A 19,935-nucleotide genomic window follows, 5' to 3' on the forward strand; every position below is an offset into this window, starting at 1 on the left:
TGAAGGCGGACTTTCTCTTGTTAGGTGGAAGTATTTCGTTTCCCATGATCACGCCGGATAGTGTACAATTAAGGAAAGGTAAAGAACGTTTAAAAAATCGGTTATTGAATTAGGAGTTGTCATCATGGCACAAAATGCAAATGAAGTTATCTTAACCCCTGAGGGCTTGGCCAAATTGGAGCAAGAACTAGATGAGCTTAAAACAGTCAAACGCAGGGAGTTGGCCGCTCGTATTAAACTGGCGATTAGCTACGGCGATCTGAAGGAAAATAGTGAATATCACTCAGCCAAGAATGATCAAGCGTTCATGGAAACGAGAATTCTCATTATCGATAAAATGTTGAAAAATGCTCGCGTTGTGGAGAGTATGGATACTTCAACGGTTCATGTGGGTTCGATCGTTATCCTAAATGACGTGGAATTCTCCGAGAAGATTGAATATCGTATCGTAAGTCCTTCCGAAGCGGATGTTCTCGAGAACCGAATTTCTTATGAAAGTCCTCTCGGAAATGCCCTTATTGGTAAAGCTGTAGGCGATATTGTTAGTGTCAACGCACCTGTGGGAATCATTAAATATGAGCTGCTCGAAATAAGAGCGATGTAGAGAAAAGTAAAATGGCTTAGGCCTGTTATCAAAGTCAAGGCTGGATTCAAAGGTGATCATATACCCTTGAACCCAGCCTTTTATTCTATCTGCTGTTGGTACCTTAATAAGGTAGAAGAACGGCAAAGGTGCAATTAGTTGGCTATATGTGTTAAAGTGATGAAATGAAAAGGGAGGCTTACAATTAATGACGGATCAAACTGAAATTAACGCTTTACCTGATAAGACCTGTTCCATTGAACGATTAATTACCATGAAGTCAGATGTAGAGAAAGTAATTGCTGGACAAAAAACAGCTACCAGGCGCAATGGTCGATATGCTGACGTTGGTGAAGTAATGACACTTGAAGGCCATAAGTATGTGGTAGAAAAGGTTTATTCGCAAGCACTTGGCGATTTAACGGACGAGCATGCCAATCAAGAGGGGTTTTTGAATGTGGAGGCCTACAAGGAATCCATTCTCTCGTATCACCCTGGAATGCCATGGCTTCCACATATGCGTGTCTGGGTTCATGAATTTCGTCCCGTCCAGGAATAGTGCTCCATGAGTATCTGGTATAAGCTGCTGCTTTATTTGCATGTTCTGAGTGCTATTATATCGATTGGCCCGTTCTTTGCGCTAATCCCCTTAGTCAAGAAGCTAAGGGGAGCAGAGATCTTGGAGCAAAATGCTTATGTGGTTACCTTTAGGTATGCGATCCGATTAGCCAAGCATGCGGGGCATGTATTGGTCGGAACAGGAATATTGCTTGTCATTATCGGGTCTTGGTCTTGGCAATCATCATGGATTGTCATCACGATTCTTATCTTGATCAGCTCGCTCTATTTCTTAGCTCGTGCATTCTCTCCGAAGCTGCGTAAGCTCAATGAGCCCGATCAAGATAAAGGGAAGATCATTGGGCTGCTCAGTCGCTCGGTCTGGATTTATCTTATCCTCTTGATGATCATGTTATGGTTTATGGTAACGAAACCGAACTTTTGGTAGTCCGAATAGTTGTTCAAAGAAAATCGCCCTTCATTTAGCCCATTATGGCTAGTGAAGGGCGATTTCTTGATAAATTCGAAGTATTGCGCCGTCCTCCGGCAGAGCCGCAAGTTTCTTCCACAAAAATATCAGAAAAGGGGCTCTAAACTATAATCAGTACTTGCCATCACGAAGAACATAGCGAAGCGGACGGAATCGTTCTGAAGAAGCGATAGCGTTCGCCTTTGTCTCCTTATTTCTACCCCTAAGGGATAGAATCAAGAAATAGGGAGACAACAGCGATCGTAAGAATGATCCGTCCGCGTAGCGGGCTTCTACGCACGTCTTTCTTCCTTTACGATGGGAAAATGAATAAATGAAATGAGGTTATAGGGATTTTGAGTGCAGATCAAGTTATGGAGAAGGGATGCGCCTTCGAATATCAGAGGGCGTAACATTCTTGATCTTCTTAAACACCCGGCCAAAATAGGTCATATTCGAAAATCCCACAAGATCGCCAATTTCCGTTATCGGAATATCCGTTTCAATGAGCAGTTGCTCGGCCTCCTGCACCCTTATGATGTGGATATATTCGACGAATGTTTTCCCCGTAACTTGTTTGAATATGCGGCAAAAATGATTTGGACTTAAGCTTACCATTCGTGCTGCCTCGTTGATGCTAATGGATTCAGAGTATCGCTCGCGCAGCATATGCAGCAGACGGGTAAGATCATGAGCCTTCTGTAACCGAGGTGGAGCAAGCGCCGCATCCTTCTGGGCATAACGAAAATAAAGTCCGAATATACGCAGCAGCTCCGCTTTGATTAGCAGTTCGAAACCGGCGTCCTTTCGAATGAATTCATGGATTAGTCGGGAGAAAGCATCATTCATTTCCTCGATATAGGGATCGGATTGTCTCATTAAACTTGGCCACTTCATGGGCTGCTGCAGATAGGGCATGAAATAATGAAGCTCTGTAATATCGAGCCCACTTCCACGCACTAATGCCTCATTAAAAACAATACAAATAAGCTCCGTATCTGGCGTTAACTGAACGGCGCTATGAAGCTGCTTGGTGTTAACGAAAGCCAATTCCCCTTTATGCAGCTGCTCGTAAGCAGCATCAATCTGAATACGAACTTTGCCTTCCTTTACATAAATCCATTCAATATGATCATGCCAATGCAAATGGATTCCGGTAACTGTAAATACGTTAATTGGGAATGACTGATCCGGAATCGGCGTGTCTTCTTTATACGGACTAACCGTCAATGTAAGGTCCTCCTTACCTAGTCAATAGCAACATACGATTTACTCAATTTACTCTTGAAAAATTAGAATGTCAACGCTTAACCGACACAATAATCATAAGATCGTATGAGTATTGCATAACTTCGTTGATAGTCGCTTGATGACTCTTTGGTTAAGATAGGTTTAGACAAACCGAGGAGCTGACGAGCATGAATAATATTCGTATAGGAACATTGGTCGGTGGTAATGATGCTGTACGTGTGCTTCCGCAAATTATTCCATATGGCTTTGAATCATTTGAACTAACGTTCTGGCAAACAACGGGTCAGGCAGATCTTCCTGAGCTTGCTAAACAAGTGAAGGAGATCGTGGCAGAGAAGGATATCGTCATCTCTACCCTAGGTATATTCGGTAACCCACTCACCGGAACAGGGGATAATGGGGATACACTGGCAAGCTGGGAACGATTGATCGATCATGCAGAGGCTTTCGGTGCCAAGCTGGTTACAGGATTTACGGGACGTATGCCAGGAACGATTGATGAATCCCTTTCGAGATTCGGTGAGGTATTTGGTGAACTGACGAAGCGTGCAGAAAGTCGCGGTGTGAAGCTTGCCTTTGAGAACTGTGATATGGGCGGTAATTGGGAGAATGGAGATTGGAATATTGCGCATAACCCGACAGCATGGGAACTGATGTTTAACGCCGTTCAGTCCGATAGCATCGGGCTGCAGTGGGAGCCTTGCCACCAGATGGTAAGCTTGATCGATCCGATTCCGCAGCTTAGGAAATGGGCGCATACAGGCAAAATTTTCAATGTGCATGGTAAAGATGCAACAATCGCATGGGATGTTGTTCGCGAGTACGGCATACACGGTCCCAAACCATTCGTATGGCACCGCACGCCAGGCTTTGGCGATACGAATTGGACGGATATTATTACGATTTTGCGCCAAGCTGGTTATGAAGGAAGCATTGATATTGAAGGCTGGCATGATCCAGTTTACAAGGATGAACTGGAGATGACGGGACAAGTCCATGCACTTAACTATCTGAAACGCTGTCGTGGCGGCGATTTCATACCAAACCCTGAATAGACCAAGGCTGAGGAGGCTAACGAATCATGAAACATAAAATCATAGTTGCTGGCTGCGGCGGGATGTCCAACGCTTGGCTTGATTACGCTACAGAAAGAGAAAACGCGGAAATTGTCGGCTTAGTCGATATTTATGAGGAAAGCGCGAAAGCCATGGCTGCCAAACGAGGGCTAACTGTACCAACCTTTACCGATCTGTCTGAAGCATTGAAGGAAACGGATGCGAATCTTGTATTCGATGTGACGATTCCTTCGAGCCATAAGGTAATTGTAACCACAGCAATGCAGGCTGGCTGCAACGTCCTCGGTGAGAAACCGATGGCTGAGTCCTATACAGATGCAGAAGAGATCGTAGCGACGAGCAAGCAGATGGGTAGAAGGTATTCCGTTATGCAGAACCGTCGTTATTTCAAGCAAATTCGAGCGTATCGTGATGTAATCAGCAAGGGGTTGATCGGAAAGTTGGGTACCCTCAATGCAGATTTCTATATTGGTGCGCATTTTGGCGGCTTCCGTGATGTGATGGATAGCCCGCTTATTGTTGATATGGCTATTCATACGTTTGACCAAGCACGCTTCTTAACGGGTGCTGACCCTGTATCTGTTTATTGTCATGAGTTCAATCCACCAGGATCGTGGTATAAAGGCAATGCATCTGCGATCTGTATCTTTGAGATGAGTGATGGTTCTGTCTTTACCTACCGCGGTTCGTGGTGTGCAGAAGGCATGAGCACATCTTGGGAATCGGATTGGAGAGCAATCGGCAGTAAAGGTACGGTTAGATGGAATGGCTCTGATATGCCGACTGCTGAAGTCGTAGATGAATCTATCCCGCATGAGTTCCACAGTACGATGAAGAAGATCGACATTTCTAGCGAATGGGAAGGCAAGGAAGGACATCACGGCTGCTTCGACGAAATGTTCGCAGCACTTGAGGAAGGACGTCCGGCAGAGACGGATTGTCTGGATAATATCAAGAGCGTTGCGATGGTATTCGGAGCTGTAGAGAGTGCGCGGACAGGTAAGAAAGTCATGTTGTAAAAGCTATGACATTAGGACTAGGCGGCTGATTCGTCGTATGGCTTATTTCCCCGGAAATATGTCATACGATTTTTTTATATTGAAAAGGTTAACGGATTTGGTTATATTAAAGCTACAAGGTTTATTATATGGAAGTTGGTTTATTATAGAAAACCTTCTGTTTGAATGATGGGGCGATGATATGGCAGAAGATCGTAAGTATTGGGTACCTGCGCTAGAGAAGGCAGACCGTATTTTGAATTTAATAGCGCAAGAGCCAGGCAGCAATAAGCTGATTGATTTATCCAAGCAGCTTGATATGAACAAGAGCTCAATGTTCTCACTGCTACATACGATGGAAGCCCTTCAATGGGTCAAAAAAAGCAGCAGCGATACTTATTCGCTTGGGGCAGCTATCTCAGCACTTGGTTCGTCCATCGTAAAACAGTTTGATCTGCATGATGCATTTCAGAATGAAGCTACCGAACCTCGTGATCGGCTTCATGAAACCATTCAGCTGGCCAAGCGTGAGGATGCGTTTGTTCTCTACATTGGCAAAGTGGAAGCGTTGACACCTGTTCGACTGTTATCTGAGCCGGGGATGCGATTGCCGGGACATGCTACTGCCTTAGGGAAAGTGATGTTAGCTCAATTACCAGAGACGGAATGGCTGGAGCTGTTTCCAGAACTAACCTTGAGTGCGATGACACCCTTTACTTTGACGGATAGAGGTGAGCTTTTCACCCAACTGAGGCAGATTCGAGAACAAGGCTATGCGCTTGATTATCAGGAATCCGTAGTAGGCTTCCGGTGTGTAGCAGCGCCTATTTTCAATCAAGCTGGAGATGCTGTAGCCGCCGTTAGCTGTTCCATGCCACTTCATCAATGGGAGGTCAAAGCTGCAGCTGCGCAGCAGGAAATCACCAAGCTAGCACGGTGTTTATCGATGTTATCGCAATAGTTATGTTTTTTTAATAGTTATGTTTTTCTTTATAAACGATATAGGAGTGATTAGGTTGCGATTGAAGGACAAGGTTATTTTAATTACAGGCTCGGGATCAGGCATTGGCAAAAGCACTGCATTGCTATTTGCATCAGAAGGCGCGAAGGTCATCGTTAATGATTTGTCCGGGGTTGGCTTGGAGACGGTAAGTGAAATAGAAGCTGCTGGCGGAGAAGCGATCTTCATCCAATCCGATGTTACCGACGCTAGCTCGGTTGCCGCAATGGTCGATCAGATTATCCAGACCTACGGACGAATCGATGTTCTGTTCAACAATGCGGGGATCAGTGGTGTTGGCGTTCTGCATGAGATTGAGCCTGAGGCTTGGGACAAGGTCATTAATGTTAATATTCGAGGTGTATTTCTCCCTAGCAAATACGTTCTGCCTCATATGATTGAGCAGCGCAAGGGATCTATTATTAATATGTCCTCCTGCATCGCAGAGATCGGACTTGCTCGCCGTGCATCCTATGCTGCTACCAAAGGAGCGGTCCTTGCGCTTACCAAATCGATGCAGGTTGACTATGCACCGTATAATATCCGAGTAAATGCGCTGCTTCCTGGAACAATCATGACACCTTTCGTCGAAAAATATTTGAAAAACTCGTACGATGATCCTGCTGCGGCAATTGAGAGTCTCAAGAAGCGCCAGCTAAGCGAAGAGCTAGGCTTACCAGAGGATGTCGCTTTAGCTGCTCTGTTCCTGGCATCAGATGATTCGAAATTCGTCATGGGTTCACCATTATATGTGGATGGCGGCGCTGTTTTCGGTAAAAATGCTTAAGCATTTATATAACTAAATAAATATTATGGAGGTCAGCTTATTATGAAACTTTTAACAATTGCCAAAGAAGGACGCTATGCGCTTGGTGTTCAAACGGAAGCTGGTATTATCGATATTGAACTGGCGATCCAAGCTAAACCTGCTCAAGCAGTCCTTCCAACTACGATTATGGAAGTCATTGAGGGTGGGGAATCGAAGCTGGAAGCTTTGTCGAGCTATGTCTCTTCTCTGTCTACGGAAGGAAACGAGGAATATCTTCTCGACGAAACTAACGTTGAGTGGGGTCCTTGTGTCACTAATCCGAACAAAATCATTTGCGTTGGCCTTAACTATCGGAAGCATGCAGAAGAAACGAATGCCAAAATCCCTGACTATCCGATCTTGTTCAACAAATTCAACAATACGCTAACGGCTCACAATAAAGAGATTGTGGTTCCCAAAGTAACAGATAAGCTGGATTACGAAGCAGAACTCGTCATCGTTATTGGTAAGAAAACGAAGAATGTTGCGAAGGAGCAAGCGCTTAGTCATGTGTTTGGCTACTGTAACGTGAATGATTTGTCTGCGCGTGATCTTCAGCTCCGCACGAATCAATGGCTGCTCGGCAAGACTTGCGATGATTTCAGCCCGCTTGGTCCTTACTTGGTAACGGCTGATGAGGTAGGCAATCCGAATAACCTCTCCATTAAGTCAACAGTGAATGGTGAAGTGAGGCAATCTTCGAACACATCCGATATGATTTTCCACTGTGATGAGATCGTAAGCTACATCTCACAGCATATGACGCTAGTGCCGGGGGATATTATTTTGACAGGAACACCTGAGGGGGTTGTGCTTGGTTACCCGGAAGATCAGCAGGTTTACTTAAAGCCTGGTGACGAGGTTACAATTGAAATTGAAAAGCTGGGTTCGCTTACCAATCGGTTTATTAAAGATCCTGCTTGATTCTCGGAGTGCATAATTTTAATCCGATTCCGAAATAAAAACGAGCTCTCCTTGAATAAGGGATGAGCTCGTTTTTTTTGAAATGCTGCCAGAGGACGGGTCAGCCGTTTCTTTATGCTTGACAAAGAATACACCAAAAATATATAGTCGATCTAGACTATACGATGTCGGTCAATCGAACGAAAGGGTAGGATTGAATGGCAAAGCGTAAAATAACAAATATGCTAGCACTGGCCGTCTTGTCCATGTTGAACGAGAGACCGATGCATCCTTATGAAATTTCTGCTTTAATGAAACAGCGGGGAATAGCTGATGTCATTAAACTGAATAATGGTTCTCTCTACTCCACTGTAGATTCGCTGCTTAATAAGAAGTGGATCGAATCGGTGGAAACTCAGCGCGAGGGCAAGCATCCAGAACGAACGATCTACGTACCCACAGAATTGGGAAGAGCAGAATTCCAAGAATGGCTTCGCACTATCATCGACACGCCAATTGAGGAGTACCCTCAGTTCACTTCAGGTCTATCCTTCATCGCCCATATCGCGCCACAGGAAGCCATCTTATTGCTCCTTAAGCGAGTGAAGCTGATAAAGAATGAGGTAACGACAAGGCGAGCTATGATCCAAGGGGTGATTAAGGAAGGTGTAGGGAGAATTTTTCTCGTGGAGCAGGATTATAAGCTGACTCTGTTTGAAGCTGAGCTTAACTGGCTGAATCAGTTTATAGATGACATTCAAGAAGGCCGATTAACGGTACAACAAGAGGGTCAGCAAGCATGGAAGGTTTCGGGCGATTTTAATGAACAGGTGGAGGGAAAGAAAGAAAATGGCTAAAGGAAATAATATGAGCGTTATTGTTGCGGGTCTATTGCTTGCGATTCTAATGGCTTCAATGGACAACACTATTGTAGCGACAGCAATGTCAACGATTGTTGGTGAATTGGGCGGAGTCGATAAGTATGTATGGGTGACGTCAGCTTATTTGGTTGCTGAGATGGCAGGTATGCCTATTTTCGGTAAATTATCCGATATGTATGGGCGTAAAAGATTTTTTGTTTTCGGGATTATCGTATTCATGATTGGTTCCGCCCTCTGCGGAACAGCGGATTCTATTATTCAGCTTAGTATTTATCGCGCGATTCAAGGTATAGGCGGCGGCGCTTTGGTGCCGATCGCATTCACAATTATGTTTGATGTAGTACCACCTGAGAAACGGGGTAAGCTAGGAGGCTTGTTCGGAGCTGTATTCGGTCTTTCAAGTATTTTTGGACCTCTACTAGGTGCCTATATTACGGATTACATCAATTGGCCATGGATTTTCTACATTAATCTGCCGCTTGGATTAATTGCGTTTATTATGATCGCTTTCTTTTATAAAGAGTCTGTGGAGCATTCCAAGCAAAAAATCGACTACTTGGGTGCATTTACCCTTGTAGCCGCAATTGTATGTCTCATGTTCGCACTTGAATTAGGCGGTAAGCAATATGCTTGGGATTCAGCGATGATTATTGGGCTTTTCGCCGGATTTGCTGTTCTTCTCCTAGCATTCATCATTGCCGAGAATCGTGCGGAAGAGCCTATTATTTCTTTCAGTATGTTTAGAAAACGACTTTATGCGACGAGTAATGCCATGGCAATGTTCAGCGGTGCAGCGTTTATTACAGCTTCCATCTATATTCCGTTTTTTATCCAAGGCGTGCTAGGCGGATCGGCGACTAACTCCGGTCTTGTACTGCTTCCGATGATGCTTGGGTCGGTTGTTACGGCAGCTGGAGGCGGAGGTATGTTAACCAAATTCACTTATCGTTCCATTATGATACCTACACTAGCCCTTCTTGTAGTCGGTATTGCACTCCTCACCACATTAGGACCTGATTCATCCCATTTCATAGTAACGATCTTCATGATTCTAGTTGGTCTAGGTATTGGTGCCTCCTTCTCGGTGCTCAGTAATGCAGCGATTCATGGGTTCTCGACAAGGCAGCGCGGTTCTGCCAGCGCAACCTTGAACTTCTTGCGCTCGCTTGGGATGACGATTGGTATTACGGTCTTCGGTATTATCCAAAGCCACTCGTTCATGAACAAATTAACAACGGGATTTGCTGGATCAGAAGGTGGAGGTCAACTACCAGAGGGTGTTGATTTAAGCGATCCACGGGCTATCCTGACACCCGCATCGCGAGAACTAATTCCCGCACCTGTACTTGATAAAATCAAAGAGGCCTTATCCTCCTCCATTGTTCAAACTTTTGCTTGGGCGATTATCCCATCCGTATTGGCGCTCATTGCAGCTTTCTTTATGAGCAGGGAGAAGCTGGATCCAGCTGCAGAATTAGGTGAATATTCTTCTTCTCATTAATAAACCAAAATAGTGCTTGCCCTCACGGCTAACCTAGCGAAGTGGACGGAATCGTTCTGAAGAAGCGATAGCGTTCGCCTTTGTCTCCTTATTTCTACCCCTAAGGGATAGAATCAAGAAATAGGGAGACAACAGCGATCGTAAGAATGATCCGTCCGTGAAGCGGGCTGCACTAACGGGCTGCACTAAGAATGATCCGTCCGCGCAGCGGGTTGGCGTATACCCTTCATTATCAAGGAATAAAAGGTTGTCCCCAAGGTGATTTTGCACCTATGGAGACAACCTTTTTTGTTTTTGAATCGCTTTATGACTTTATTTACAATATCTCTACAATAGATTAACCGTCACTTAACAATATTTACATGGTTGATTAACGGTCACTTAACAATGGTTCCTTATAATCAATCTTGTACATAAGCACAACGCAACCATGGGAGGTATGAGATGCCCGGCGCTTTAGTCAGCTGGGGTGGTCGGAACGTCTATTAAATAAAGAGAAACCAATCGAAAGGTGATATGACCTAACATGTCTATGAAAAAAACGCTTCTCGTAACAGCATTAGCAGCAGCACTTAGCACTTCAGCAATCAGCGTGGTTTCCGCAGCTTCCGTTTCGACAAAGATTGAAGTACAGCAGTATTCATTATTTGTTAATGATGCGGCAACAACAGTACGTACCGTTAAAGTAAACGGTGTAACACTGGTATCCGTACGCGATCTGGGAACGGCAGTCGGCGCTCTGTTTGAAGTTAATCCTAAAGGCGGGGTATTCGCTTACTTCCAGGATCATGCAATTGCTCTGAAAGCTTCCTCGAATAAAGCTCTCGTGGACGGCTCGGAAGTAGATCTTGAAGCAGCAGTAACGAGCGTTGCTAATTCCTACTATATCAAGCTTGAAGACTTCGCTGCAGCACTTGGCGTAGATTCATCCGTAGATAATGCTGGAAAAGTATGGATCGATGCCGTACAAAAAATTCAAGCGGATCAAGCGAGCTGGATCGATGCTGGTCATTTGCTTGCTTCACAAATGACTGAAACGGGTCGCATAGATTATGTGGTTGATGCCGCAACAGGAAGCTACAAGCAGCTTCTGAATTCGACAGAGGCATCAGATCTTATCGTAGCTCCTAACGGTACTAAAGCTGCTTATACCGATCAAGATGGTGCGGTGTATGTAATCGACCTAGCTAAGAAAGTGACAGTTGAGATTACAGCAGATAACACAATTAAGCCTGAGCTTGTATGGTCGGCTGACAGCTCCGCGATCTACTTCCTACAAGGTGACAAAGGAAGTGTAATTGCAAAGCTGAACCCTGCAGACGGCACAATTACAAAAGTTCTTGATGATAAAGTTGATTACAAATCCAACCTGAGCGTTTCTGCAGACGGCAAATCCTTCATCTACACCGTTATTAAGCCAGGAGCCGTAACCGCTGATGCTAGCAAGCCAGTGGATTCCGATGATGTTGTTATTGATTCGACAGGAACTGAGCCGCAATACTTCGCTTACGATTCTTCCGTTAAAGAGAATAAACCAGTGAAACTGACAACATCAACGGACGACAAAATCTATGTAGGTGCCAATGCTGATGCTAGCAAAGCTATCTATGTGAGCGTAGAGGACAACAAGCCGTCTTCCTTGATTTCCGTAGGAAAAGACAAAACCGTAACGAAGCTGATTGATGATAAAGATGTTCTTCAAGCGGTAATCGCGGGTGACATCGTATACGCATTAGTTGATGGTGCTACGGACGAATCGATCTATGAAGTTAACCTGACTACTGGCGCGAAGAAGCTAGTTAGTACGGTTCCAGCTGAAGTAACAGAAATTATTGCAGCTCCAGGCACGCCGCTTGCTATTGTTCAGGATGGTCAAGTACTAGTAAATCACAATTCCAAATGGAAAAAAGTTACAAAATAGTACAAGGAAAAAAGTTGCGAATATACAAAAAATAATCGTTCCACATTCGAGAGGAGAAACAAATACCCATGAAAATGAAATGGTTTAAATCAATCTCTTTTACTGTTATCGCTCTAGCCGTAGCACTTAGCTCTGTATCCGTAGCAAGTGCAGCAAGCAAACTCACTGGTAAAATCGTAATTAACGGCTCTTCCGCTCTTCTGCCACTTTCGCTTCAAGCTGCTAGCGAATTCAAGAAATTGAATCCAAAAGTAAGAATTTCCGCATCAGCTGCAGGTTCCGTAACAGGTCCTCAATCTGTTCGTAAAGGTATTGCTGATATCGGCGCTTGCGACTGGGATGCTTCCACAGACGTTCCAGGGTTCAAGAAATTTGACGGTCAAGTAGCTAACAAGGTTGCCGTTATTCCTTTCGCTGCTGTAACAAACAGCAACGTTAGCGTAAGCAGCTTGTCCACTAGCCAACTACAAGGTATTTTCTCCGGTAAAATCACGAACTGGAAAGAAGTTGGCGGTTCTGACGCTGATATCGTTGTTGTAAACCGTGCTTTTGGATCGGGTACACGCGTTAACTTCCAAATGAAAGCTCTTGAAGGTACAGATTTCATGACTAAAGGCTCGAACTACAAAGAAGTTAAATCCAGCGGTGACATGAAAACAGCGATCGAAACAACTCCAAATGCAATTGGTTACCTTGACCTTGTTTATGTAACTAGCAAAATGAAAGCACAAAAAATCAACAATGTTGCTGCTTCTGAAGCAAACGTAATTAACGGTTCGTACAAGGTATGGGCTTATGGCTACTACATGACTAAAGGTCAACCAACTGGCGCTACTAAAGCGTTCATCGAATATGTACAAAGCAAAACGTTCCAAAATGGTTCCCTGAAAAAGCTTAAATTCATTCCGCTATCCGCAATGAAATAAGAAGCTTGATCCGGTGTAAGGAAAGAACAAGAGAGCCAGCATCGGCACCGCGCCGGTAGCTGGCTTCTCTTCGATAATGAAATTGAAAAGTAGTGAAGGGATGAGAATGATATGCTTGAAGTGCCATCGGCGGGTCAGCCTTACGCAGCCACAGGGGAGCTTGGGAAAAGTCTGAAATCAAGCTCTGGCAAAAATTTCGATCGCAAAAAAAGGCTCTCTTTCTATAATAAAACGTTTAAAATAGCCTGTATTGCTTGTGCGATCTTTGTTTGTTTGATTTTGTTCTCCATCTTGTTCCTCATGGGACGTACGGGCATTCTCACCTTTGAAACGGTTTCGGTTAAGGATTTCTTCTTCTCCACCGAATGGGTGCCTGAGAATGATCAATATGGAGCGTTCGTCTTTATTTTTGGCACGTTCGCGCTGACTCTTCTAACGATGGTGATCTCGATACCGCTATCTGTTCTCATCGCTGTCTTTCTCGCAGAAATGACGCCGCCTTGGCTCAAAACGATGCTGCGTCCGATTCTCGATCTTCTCGTTGGTATACCTTCGGTTGTCTACGGCTTCCTGGGGTTGACGATCCTTATCCCGATGCTGCGTTCGATTACCGGAACAAGTATGGGAGATGGTATTCTAGCTGCCGCAGTCGTGCTGACTATTATGGTACTGCCTACGATCAGCCGCATTACGGATGATGCGATCGTAGCGGTTCCGAAGAAGTATCGTGATGCTTCTTATGCATTAGGTTCCACAAGGTTTCAGACCGTATTCAAGGTCGTTCTGCCGGCAGCAAAAAGCGGTATTATGTACGCGGTCATTCTCGGTATGGCTCGTGCGATTGGCGAAACAATGGCTGTCGTTATGGTTATCGGGAATACACCGCAGCTGGCCGATGCCCTATTCAAGCCAACTTCGGTTCTAACAAGTAATATCGTTATGCAAATTGCTAACGTTCCTTTTGATTCAACATGGAATTACGCTTTGTATATGATGGGTTTCATCCTGCTTCTTATTTCATTGCTCATGATTGTGGCCGTACGTTTGATTCAAAGCAAAGGGGTGAAATAATTGCGTTCAGAGATCAAATCACCCTCAAATCCATTTAGCTCAAGCAAAAGCATGAATCATATCAACAATCGCTTGTTTACCATCCTTGTTTGGATAGTGGGCATCGTTACCATTTTATTTATTTGTGGACTCTTATTTCTAATTTTGCAAAAAGGGCTCCCTAAGCTGGACTTCTCATTCCTCTATGGGCTGCCAAGTGAAATTGACGAAGGCGGAGGAATCGGGCCGGCATTGTTCAATTCCTTCTATGTACTCATTATTTCACTTATTATCTCGATTCCGCTTGGCATGGCGGCAGGCATATATTTGGCTGAATTCGCGCCAGCTAACAAATTTATTGCTTTCATTCGTATATGTGTCGAGGGGCTTGCTTCTGTACCTTCCATTATTTTCGGTTTGTTCGGGATCGCCATCTTTGTAGAAGCGATGGGTGTTGGGCTAACCATTCTCGGCGGTGCTGTTAGCTTGGCCTTCCTGAACCTGCCTGTTCTTACTCGCGTAACGGAAGAAGCGCTGCGAGCGGTTCCTCAGGAGATGAAGACCGCTTCGTTCGCGCTTGGCGGTACACATCTTCAAACGATCCGCCGCGTTCTTATCCCTGTTGCATTGAACGGGATCATTACTGGTATTTGTCTAGTTGCAGGTAGAGCATTTGGTGAAAGTGCTGTAATCATACTTACGGCTGGTGTTTCTACATCCGGCGAAATGTGGGATTTCAGCTTGTTCTCGCCAGGAGCAACGCTTGCTGTTCACCTCTGGTATGTCCAATCGGAAGCGATTGTTCCGGATGCGCAGGCAATTGCGGAGAAAGCAGCAGCTGTGCTGGTATGCGTCGTTCTGCTCATTAATCTTGTGTTCCGCATACCGCTGTGGATCAATTCACGGAAAATGCGCTAACCTATAGGGACAAAAAAAATGTATTATCCCCTCTAAGTAGGAACTCAACCTTGGAGGGGATATTTTTTATGGTCAAAAAGGGGCTCAACACCAAAACTAGTGGTTGACGACGAAGGTAATCAGATACTGAGCGGACAGGAGAGCTCTTATTTCGGTCCAATCGCTGCATGTAGGTGGATTAAAGGACAGAGAAGACGCTAATCTCCAGAAAATCATCTGAAATCAGCTAAAATTTAGTTGATAGCGGAACCTGTGTCCGCTGAACTTGTTGGAGTCGTGTTTCGATCTGAATAGCGGTTCCTCAGTCCGCTCAGCAAGATTAACGGGAAAAGCTCCTGTTATTTCTTATTGAACGCCTGAAACGCTGTGTAGAATCATCTATCGGCGAATAAAAAGCGGCTAAGGCTCGAAACGGGCCCGTTACAAAATAGTCAACCACTGATTATGAGATTGAGCCCAAAAAGGACATGTAGTACTGTATTACGAAATGCGAAGCATGGTGCGTAGAAGTCCGCTACACGGACGGATCATTCTTACGATCGCTGTTGTCTCCCTATTTCTTGATTCTATCCCTTAGGGGTAGAAATACGGAGACAAAGGCGAACGCTATCGCTTCTTCAGAACGATTCCGTCCGCTTCGCTTTGTTAGTCGTGATGACAAGCACGTGGGGAATGGCTCTATTCATGGTCAGCCTATTGGTCATGTTATAGTTTGGTGTGAAACACTTTACGCTTGGGTTTTACTTGGTTACTCCAAGACTTGATCATTGGGTAAGTTAATGCGAAGCACTTCTTTATTTGCTGTATCAAACAAAACCACCCATTCAATTAAAGATTCGTGTGAGTCGCTTACTTTAACTGTGCTAATGAAGAAATGATCTTTTGGAATGGAAAGATTGTAAATCTCCCCTCCAACGGATATTTTTGCACTTCCTAAATTATCGTTTTCACCAAGTAGAGTAACGTATTTGGTATCACCTGACTTTATTATTGAATACCTGATTTTCGAGGTTCCATGGCCAACATTTTTATTGAGCAAGTTTTTATTAATTCCTTTATCGAAAATTGATTCTCCTATTTGATTTTCAAATGTGAATAGTACTACTTTTGAATGGCCGATTTCTAATGAATTTTTAATTGAAATTGGTCGGATGTTCGAGAATTGCTCAATAGATCGTTTGATCGCTGGTTCATTGTCTCTGATTGGATGTAATTTTGTTTCATTTCCGTGGCTTTCCAAATTTTCGGCTTATTTTGACACTCCCTTTACAATACTTTGCATTCTAGATAATGCAATAGTCCTATAGTGAGGTTAGATATAGACTCGAAGGGAGCGGGAAGTATGACGGTTGCATGGTTAGAAGCAGAAGTAGAAGCAGCACCAGAGGCCCAAATAGAAATTCCGATGAACGAGAGAGTGGTATCAGAGACTTCGGTCCTAGGAGATTTTATTCGAAAAACACCATCGGTGGCCCTTTCTCTTACCAGTGAGGAAGTCATCGCCTTATTTGCCATAACGCCTGATTGTGAATGCGTCGTTGTCTGTGATGAGAAGAATAGAGCACGAGGCCTTGTAATGAAGAACCGTCTTATGATAATTCAGACACATCGCTTTGGCAGAGAGCTTTATTATGGCCGCTCTATCGCCAAGATTATGGACTATCACCCGCTTATCATCGACAAGAATACTTTGCCGCAAGAGGTGCTTGACCGTGCGCTCAGTCGTGAGGAGAAAACGCTCTATGATTGTGTGGTTGTGACGGATGAAGATCGGTTTGTCGGGATATTAACGATGGCAGATTTACTTAACATCTCTCGTTTGTTACAGCGTCAGAGTGTTCATTCTCAGATTAGGACGATTCGCGGTGCAGAAGCGATGATTCAAGAAATTGATCAATCCGTCGTAGAAGTACATAAAGCAGCACAACTGGGCGAGTCCATGTCCGCAGCAATGGTTGATCTAACCCTTAAAGGGAAGAATGAGCTGAATAAAGTTACGGCAGCCTTCCACAGCATATCCAATCGGGCAACCGAGCAGGAGGGACAGATTGGAGACCTTCAAGAGCGAGCGGGTTCCATAGGTAAAGTATCTGGCTTGATTCGTGAACTGGCGGATCAATGCAACCTGCTGGCTATCAATGCAACGATTGAAGCAGCGCGAGCAGGAGATCATGGTCGGGGCTTCGCTGTCGTTGCTAATGAGGTGAGACAGCTGGCTACCCAGACGAAGCAGTCTGCTGAAGATATTAATCAACTCATTAAATCCATCCTTGAGGCCGTCAAACAAACGGTTCAACTCGTTCGTACAGGGCGTGAGGAAACAGCTGTTAGCCAATCTTCTGTCAAAGAAGCGACGGATGTATTCGAGAAGCTGTTCCATGCCGCTGCGAATAACAGCAAGAGTGCCAAGCAAATTGATACCTTGTCTACGCATGCTTATGAGCAATCGGAACGTGTATCCGATGAAATCAAACGATTAATTACAGATATGCAGGGCATTCGCTAAAAAGTTAATATGAAATTTACAAAACGAACATACGAGAATGACAATTATGCTCTATGATACAAGTTGTATATTGAATCGGACGATCGACCAATGATCAAAGCAATCTTTTGCTATTGGACGTTTAAGCCACTTTATTTGGAGGAGACTGTTATGCAGACCGCTACGCAATCAGCTGCGCAAACGTTAATCGACATTAAACAATTGAATTTATACTACGGTACTTTTCATGCGCTCAAAAATGTTTCGATGGAGATTCCCGAAAAAGCAATCACCGCTTTCATTGGACCATCAGGCTGCGGCAAATCAACGCTATTACGTACATTGAATCGCATGAATGACATGATTCCGAATACGCGTATCGAAGGCTTGATTGCTGTTGGAGGAGCTGATATCTACTCCAAAGAAGTGGACGTTGAAACCTTGCGTAAGAAAGTAGGAATGGTGTTTCAGCAACCGAACCCTTTTCCCAAATCGATCTATGATAATGTAGCTTACGGGCCTCGTCTTCATGGCATTCACAGCAAACAGAAGCTCGATGAAATCGTTGAGACAAGCTTGCGATCCTCTGTGCTGTGGGAGGAAGTTAAAGATTATTTGAAGCGATCAGCTCTAAGCTTGTCCGGTGGACAGCAGCAGCGTCTATGTATCGCACGGGCTCTTGCAGTTAACCCTGATATTCTTCTTATGGATGAGGCTACTTCAGCCCTTGATCCGATCTCAACACTTAAAATTGAAGAGCTGGCTCAAGAATTGAAGGATAAATATACGATCGTTATGGTAACGCACAACATGCATCAAGCTGCTCGTGTATCGAATCAGACTGTATTCTTCTTGAACGGCGAGGTTGTGGAATATTCCGATACAGAGAAACTGTTCTCCAACCCTAGAGATCAACGGACGGAAGATTATATTAGCGGCCGATTCGGCTAAATTAATTATATGAGTAGGGGCGGACTTTCATAATGATGACGAAACGTAAAGAGTTTGATCTTGGACTAGAGCAATTGAATGAGCTTATCGTCGAAATGGGTAATCGCGTGGAGAAATCAATCGGAGAAGCAATGATTGCGCTAATTAATGTGGATGGCCCTGAAGCGGTACGGATCATCGTTCAGGATAAGGAGCTTAACCAAATTGAAGAGAGAATCTCTGAACTAGGTGCTACGCTGATTGCTACGCAGCAGCCGGTTGCCAAAGATCTTCGTCGCATCCTTGTTGCCTTTAAAATTGCAAGTGATCTGGAGCGAATGGGTGACTTCTCCGTGGATATTGCTAAGGTGGTTGTTCGATTAGAAGGCCAAACACTAATCAAACCGCTTATAGATTTACCGCGCATGACGGAGATCGTGCAATTGATGACTCGTGAATCCATTCAGTCCTATGTGCAGGAGAACGTGGATTTGGCTTACAAAATGGCCAAGGATGACGATATGGTCGATGCGCTGTATTCCCAAATCATTCGGGAGCTGTTCACCATTATGATGGAAAATCCACTTACGATTTCGCAAGCCAATTTGCTGAGCTTCGTTGGAAGATATTTGGAGCGCTTTGCTGACCATGCCACCAACATCGGTGAAAGTGTCGTATATTTGGTTACTGGCGCACGTCCTGATCTGAACTCCTAGTTAAACAATTATAGTATGGCATATCCCTATAACAGATAATCCGAACTTATTAATTTCGGATTATCTGTTTTTTATTTTCCTGAAGAAGCTGCAGCATTCGCTGCATAAGGGATGGATTCCAATAATCACTGCGCCAAGTCGAATACAGCTGCCAGGTATGGGCTTGTCCTGGGAGAGGAATGACTTTAACCCCTTCAAGGGAATGAGATCTTGTATGAGAAGGCAAAATAGTCATGCAAAGCCCTGATTGTACCGCATTCAACGCTAGTTGAGCTCGATCTGTAGACCACTGCGTCTGCAGAGTCACCCGCTCACTGATTTCCCAAAGCTTGATCGTTTCTTGAAGAGAAGTTTCATTCAATAGCATAAAGGGAATGCCAGCTAAACGGTAAGAAGGCACAATTGATGATTGGGCTAACGCGTGCTGATCGGGCATGTATAAAGATAAGGGAGACTCGAGCAGCAGCTTTTGCTGGAAAGCAGCTTGGACAGCTTGGACAGGCAGCGTGCCGGTTATGATTAAATCCACTGAACCATTCTGAAGTTTATCGAACAGCTCAGTTGACGTGCCGGTTATAAAGGTAAACTGCCTATCGGCTATCTCAGAAACTTGCACGAACCAGTGATCCTGGAAAAGGATAGTTGCGGCCGCATCTATGCATCCGATCACGAAGGGATGTCTACCGCTTTCCTTATGCGAATTAAATCGATTCTGAGCTTCTGTATAGGTGCGGTCGATCTGTTCGGCATAATGATGAAGCAGTCTTCCTGCTTCTGTCAGCATGACCTTGCCGGTCTTCATTTCAAAGAGTGGAACCCCCCATTCCTCTTCAAGCCTGCGCATGTGAAAGCTGACAGTAGGCTGCTTCATTCCGAGCTCCTCTGCAACCGCAGTGACCTTTTTCAGCTTCTCAAGCAGAACGATAATCTTCATTTTTAATAAACTCATAATGTAAAAGCT

Annotated in this window: 20 protein-coding genes; 17 read left to right on the forward strand and 3 right to left on the reverse strand. The window is 44.5% G+C overall.

Annotation, left to right across the window (positions count from 1 at the left end; all coding sequences use genetic code 11):
- Positions 1-124: 124 nt before the first annotated feature.
- From greA to EKN16_RS01395, 3 genes are all read left to right on the forward strand, one after another.
- Positions 125-604, forward strand: coding sequence for a transcription elongation factor GreA (gene greA / locus EKN16_RS01385; protein ID WP_125653366.1), 480 nt, complete (start codon positions 125-127; stop codon positions 602-604).
- 187 nt (positions 605-791) lie between these two features.
- Positions 792-1,142, forward strand: coding sequence for an ASCH domain-containing protein (locus EKN16_RS01390; RefSeq protein ID WP_125653367.1), 351 nt, complete (start codon positions 792-794; stop codon positions 1,140-1,142).
- A 6-nt stretch (positions 1,143-1,148) separates the two neighbouring features.
- Positions 1,149-1,589 (forward strand): hypothetical protein, encoded by a 441-nt coding sequence (locus tag EKN16_RS01395; RefSeq protein WP_125653368.1) that lies wholly within the window; start codon positions 1,149-1,151, stop codon positions 1,587-1,589.
- 393 nt (positions 1,590-1,982) lie between these two features.
- On the opposite strand, the gene EKN16_RS01400 is transcribed toward EKN16_RS01395, so the two are convergent.
- Positions 1,983-2,840, reverse strand: coding sequence for a helix-turn-helix domain-containing protein (locus EKN16_RS01400; RefSeq protein WP_125653369.1), 858 nt, complete (start codon positions 2,838-2,840; stop codon positions 1,983-1,985).
- A gap of 188 nt (positions 2,841-3,028) precedes the next feature.
- Here EKN16_RS01400 and EKN16_RS01405 point away from each other — a divergent pair, with 188 nt between their 5' ends.
- The 11 genes from EKN16_RS01405 (at position 3,029) to pstA (ending at position 14,843) form a co-directional block, all read left to right on the forward strand.
- Positions 3,029-3,916: a sugar phosphate isomerase/epimerase family protein gene (locus EKN16_RS01405; protein WP_125653370.1), complete on the forward strand. Its 888-nt coding sequence runs from the start codon at positions 3,029-3,031 to the stop codon at positions 3,914-3,916.
- Between the two features lie 26 nt (positions 3,917-3,942).
- Positions 3,943-4,956: a Gfo/Idh/MocA family protein gene (locus tag EKN16_RS01410; protein ID WP_221226877.1), complete on the forward strand. Its 1,014-nt coding sequence runs from the start codon at positions 3,943-3,945 to the stop codon at positions 4,954-4,956.
- 181 nt (positions 4,957-5,137) lie between these two features.
- On the forward strand, positions 5,138-5,896 hold the full coding sequence (locus EKN16_RS01415; protein WP_125653372.1) for an IclR family transcriptional regulator: 759 nt from the start codon (positions 5,138-5,140) through the stop codon (positions 5,894-5,896).
- Between the two features lie 55 nt (positions 5,897-5,951).
- Positions 5,952-6,722: an SDR family NAD(P)-dependent oxidoreductase gene (locus EKN16_RS01420; protein ID WP_125653373.1), complete on the forward strand. Its 771-nt coding sequence runs from the start codon at positions 5,952-5,954 to the stop codon at positions 6,720-6,722.
- A gap of 42 nt (positions 6,723-6,764) precedes the next feature.
- Complete coding sequence (locus EKN16_RS01425; RefSeq protein WP_125653374.1) at positions 6,765-7,667, forward strand: fumarylacetoacetate hydrolase family protein; 903 nt, start codon at positions 6,765-6,767, stop codon at positions 7,665-7,667.
- A 197-nt stretch (positions 7,668-7,864) separates the two neighbouring features.
- On the forward strand, positions 7,865-8,503 hold the full coding sequence (locus EKN16_RS01430) for a PadR family transcriptional regulator (RefSeq protein WP_125653375.1): 639 nt from the start codon (positions 7,865-7,867) through the stop codon (positions 8,501-8,503).
- On the forward strand, positions 8,496-10,028 hold the full coding sequence (locus EKN16_RS01435; protein WP_125653376.1) for an MDR family MFS transporter: 1,533 nt from the start codon (positions 8,496-8,498) through the stop codon (positions 10,026-10,028). The genes EKN16_RS01430 and EKN16_RS01435 overlap by 8 nt, the downstream gene beginning before the upstream one ends.
- Positions 10,029-10,554: 526 nt before the next feature.
- Entirely contained in the window at positions 10,555-11,949 is a 1,395-nt protein-coding gene (locus tag EKN16_RS01440) for a stalk domain-containing protein (RefSeq protein WP_125653377.1), read from the forward strand.
- A 74-nt stretch (positions 11,950-12,023) separates the two neighbouring features.
- Positions 12,024-12,875 carry a phosphate ABC transporter substrate-binding protein gene (locus tag EKN16_RS01445; protein WP_375782099.1) on the forward strand — a complete coding sequence of 284 codons (852 nt, stop codon included), beginning with the start codon at positions 12,024-12,026 and terminating at the stop codon, positions 12,873-12,875.
- Between the two features lie 111 nt (positions 12,876-12,986).
- On the forward strand, positions 12,987-13,946 hold the full coding sequence (pstC, locus tag EKN16_RS01450) for a phosphate ABC transporter permease subunit PstC (RefSeq protein WP_125653379.1): 960 nt from the start codon (positions 12,987-12,989) through the stop codon (positions 13,944-13,946).
- A 51-nt stretch (positions 13,947-13,997) separates the two neighbouring features.
- Positions 13,998-14,843: a phosphate ABC transporter permease PstA gene (gene pstA / locus EKN16_RS01455; RefSeq protein ID WP_125653380.1), complete on the forward strand. Its 846-nt coding sequence runs from the start codon at positions 13,998-14,000 to the stop codon at positions 14,841-14,843.
- A gap of 748 nt (positions 14,844-15,591) precedes the next feature.
- Here the strand turns inward: pstA and EKN16_RS01460 are convergent.
- Positions 15,592-16,083, reverse strand: a complete 492-nt coding sequence (locus EKN16_RS01460; RefSeq protein ID WP_125653381.1) for a hypothetical protein — start codon at positions 16,081-16,083, stop codon at positions 15,592-15,594.
- A gap of 102 nt (positions 16,084-16,185) precedes the next feature.
- Here EKN16_RS01460 and EKN16_RS01465 point away from each other — a divergent pair, with 102 nt between their 5' ends.
- From EKN16_RS01465 to phoU, 3 genes are all read left to right on the forward strand, one after another.
- The gene (locus tag EKN16_RS01465) at positions 16,186-17,349 is read left to right on the forward strand and encodes a methyl-accepting chemotaxis protein (RefSeq protein WP_125653382.1); all 1,164 of its coding nucleotides are present in this window, start codon (positions 16,186-16,188) and stop codon (positions 17,347-17,349) included.
- 150 nt (positions 17,350-17,499) lie between these two features.
- The gene (gene pstB / locus EKN16_RS01470; protein WP_125653383.1) at positions 17,500-18,279 is read left to right on the forward strand and encodes a phosphate ABC transporter ATP-binding protein PstB; all 780 of its coding nucleotides are present in this window, start codon (positions 17,500-17,502) and stop codon (positions 18,277-18,279) included.
- 35 nt (positions 18,280-18,314) lie between these two features.
- Positions 18,315-18,974, forward strand: coding sequence for a phosphate signaling complex protein PhoU (gene phoU / locus EKN16_RS01475; RefSeq protein WP_125665728.1), 660 nt, complete (start codon positions 18,315-18,317; stop codon positions 18,972-18,974).
- A gap of 49 nt (positions 18,975-19,023) precedes the next feature.
- Here the strand turns inward: phoU and EKN16_RS01480 are convergent, their stop codons facing one another.
- A complete protein-coding gene (locus tag EKN16_RS01480; protein WP_125653384.1) occupies positions 19,024-19,923 on the reverse strand; it encodes a LysR family transcriptional regulator in 900 nt (299 codons plus the stop codon).
- Positions 19,924-19,935: the final 12 nt, after the last annotated feature.

This window comes from Paenibacillus baekrokdamisoli (assembly GCF_003945345.1).
GTDB classification, from domain to species: domain Bacteria; phylum Bacillota; class Bacilli; order Paenibacillales; family Paenibacillaceae; genus Paenibacillus_Z; species Paenibacillus_Z baekrokdamisoli.

What these genes read in the sequence shown, in the direction of transcription:
- EKN16_RS01440 (WP_125653377.1), top strand. Translation starts at nt 10,555, where the DNA reads ATGTCTATGAAAAAAACGCTTCTCGTAACAGCATTAGCAGCAGCACTT.
- EKN16_RS01415 (WP_125653372.1), top strand. Translation starts at nt 5,138, where the DNA reads ATGGCAGAAGATCGTAAGTATTGGGTACCTGCGCTAGAGAAGGCAGAC.
- EKN16_RS01410 (WP_221226877.1), top strand. Translation starts at nt 3,943, where the DNA reads ATGAAACATAAAATCATAGTTGCTGGCTGCGGCGGGATGTCCAACGCT.
- EKN16_RS01390 (WP_125653367.1), top strand. Translation starts at nt 792, where the DNA reads ATGACGGATCAAACTGAAATTAACGCTTTACCTGATAAGACCTGTTCC.
- EKN16_RS01425 (WP_125653374.1), top strand. Translation starts at nt 6,765, where the DNA reads ATGAAACTTTTAACAATTGCCAAAGAAGGACGCTATGCGCTTGGTGTT.
- EKN16_RS01465 (WP_125653382.1), top strand. Translation starts at nt 16,186, where the DNA reads ATGACGGTTGCATGGTTAGAAGCAGAAGTAGAAGCAGCACCAGAGGCC.
- phoU (WP_125665728.1), top strand. Translation starts at nt 18,315, where the DNA reads ATGACGAAACGTAAAGAGTTTGATCTTGGACTAGAGCAATTGAATGAG.
- EKN16_RS01395 (WP_125653368.1), top strand. Translation starts at nt 1,149, where the DNA reads ATGAGTATCTGGTATAAGCTGCTGCTTTATTTGCATGTTCTGAGTGCT.
- EKN16_RS01430 (WP_125653375.1), top strand. Translation starts at nt 7,865, where the DNA reads ATGGCAAAGCGTAAAATAACAAATATGCTAGCACTGGCCGTCTTGTCC.
- pstA (WP_125653380.1), top strand. Translation starts at nt 13,998, where the DNA reads ATGAATCATATCAACAATCGCTTGTTTACCATCCTTGTTTGGATAGTG.
- EKN16_RS01435 (WP_125653376.1), top strand. Translation starts at nt 8,496, where the DNA reads ATGGCTAAAGGAAATAATATGAGCGTTATTGTTGCGGGTCTATTGCTT.
- EKN16_RS01480 (WP_125653384.1), bottom strand. Translation starts at nt 19,923, where the DNA reads ATGAGTTTATTAAAAATGAAGATTATCGTTCTGCTTGAGAAGCTGAAA.
- pstB (WP_125653383.1), top strand. Translation starts at nt 17,500, where the DNA reads ATGCAGACCGCTACGCAATCAGCTGCGCAAACGTTAATCGACATTAAA.
- EKN16_RS01445 (WP_375782099.1), top strand. Translation starts at nt 12,024, where the DNA reads ATGAAATGGTTTAAATCAATCTCTTTTACTGTTATCGCTCTAGCCGTA.
- EKN16_RS01405 (WP_125653370.1), top strand. Translation starts at nt 3,029, where the DNA reads ATGAATAATATTCGTATAGGAACATTGGTCGGTGGTAATGATGCTGTA.
- greA (WP_125653366.1), top strand. Translation starts at nt 125, where the DNA reads ATGGCACAAAATGCAAATGAAGTTATCTTAACCCCTGAGGGCTTGGCC.
- pstC (WP_125653379.1), top strand. Translation starts at nt 12,987, where the DNA reads ATGCTTGAAGTGCCATCGGCGGGTCAGCCTTACGCAGCCACAGGGGAG.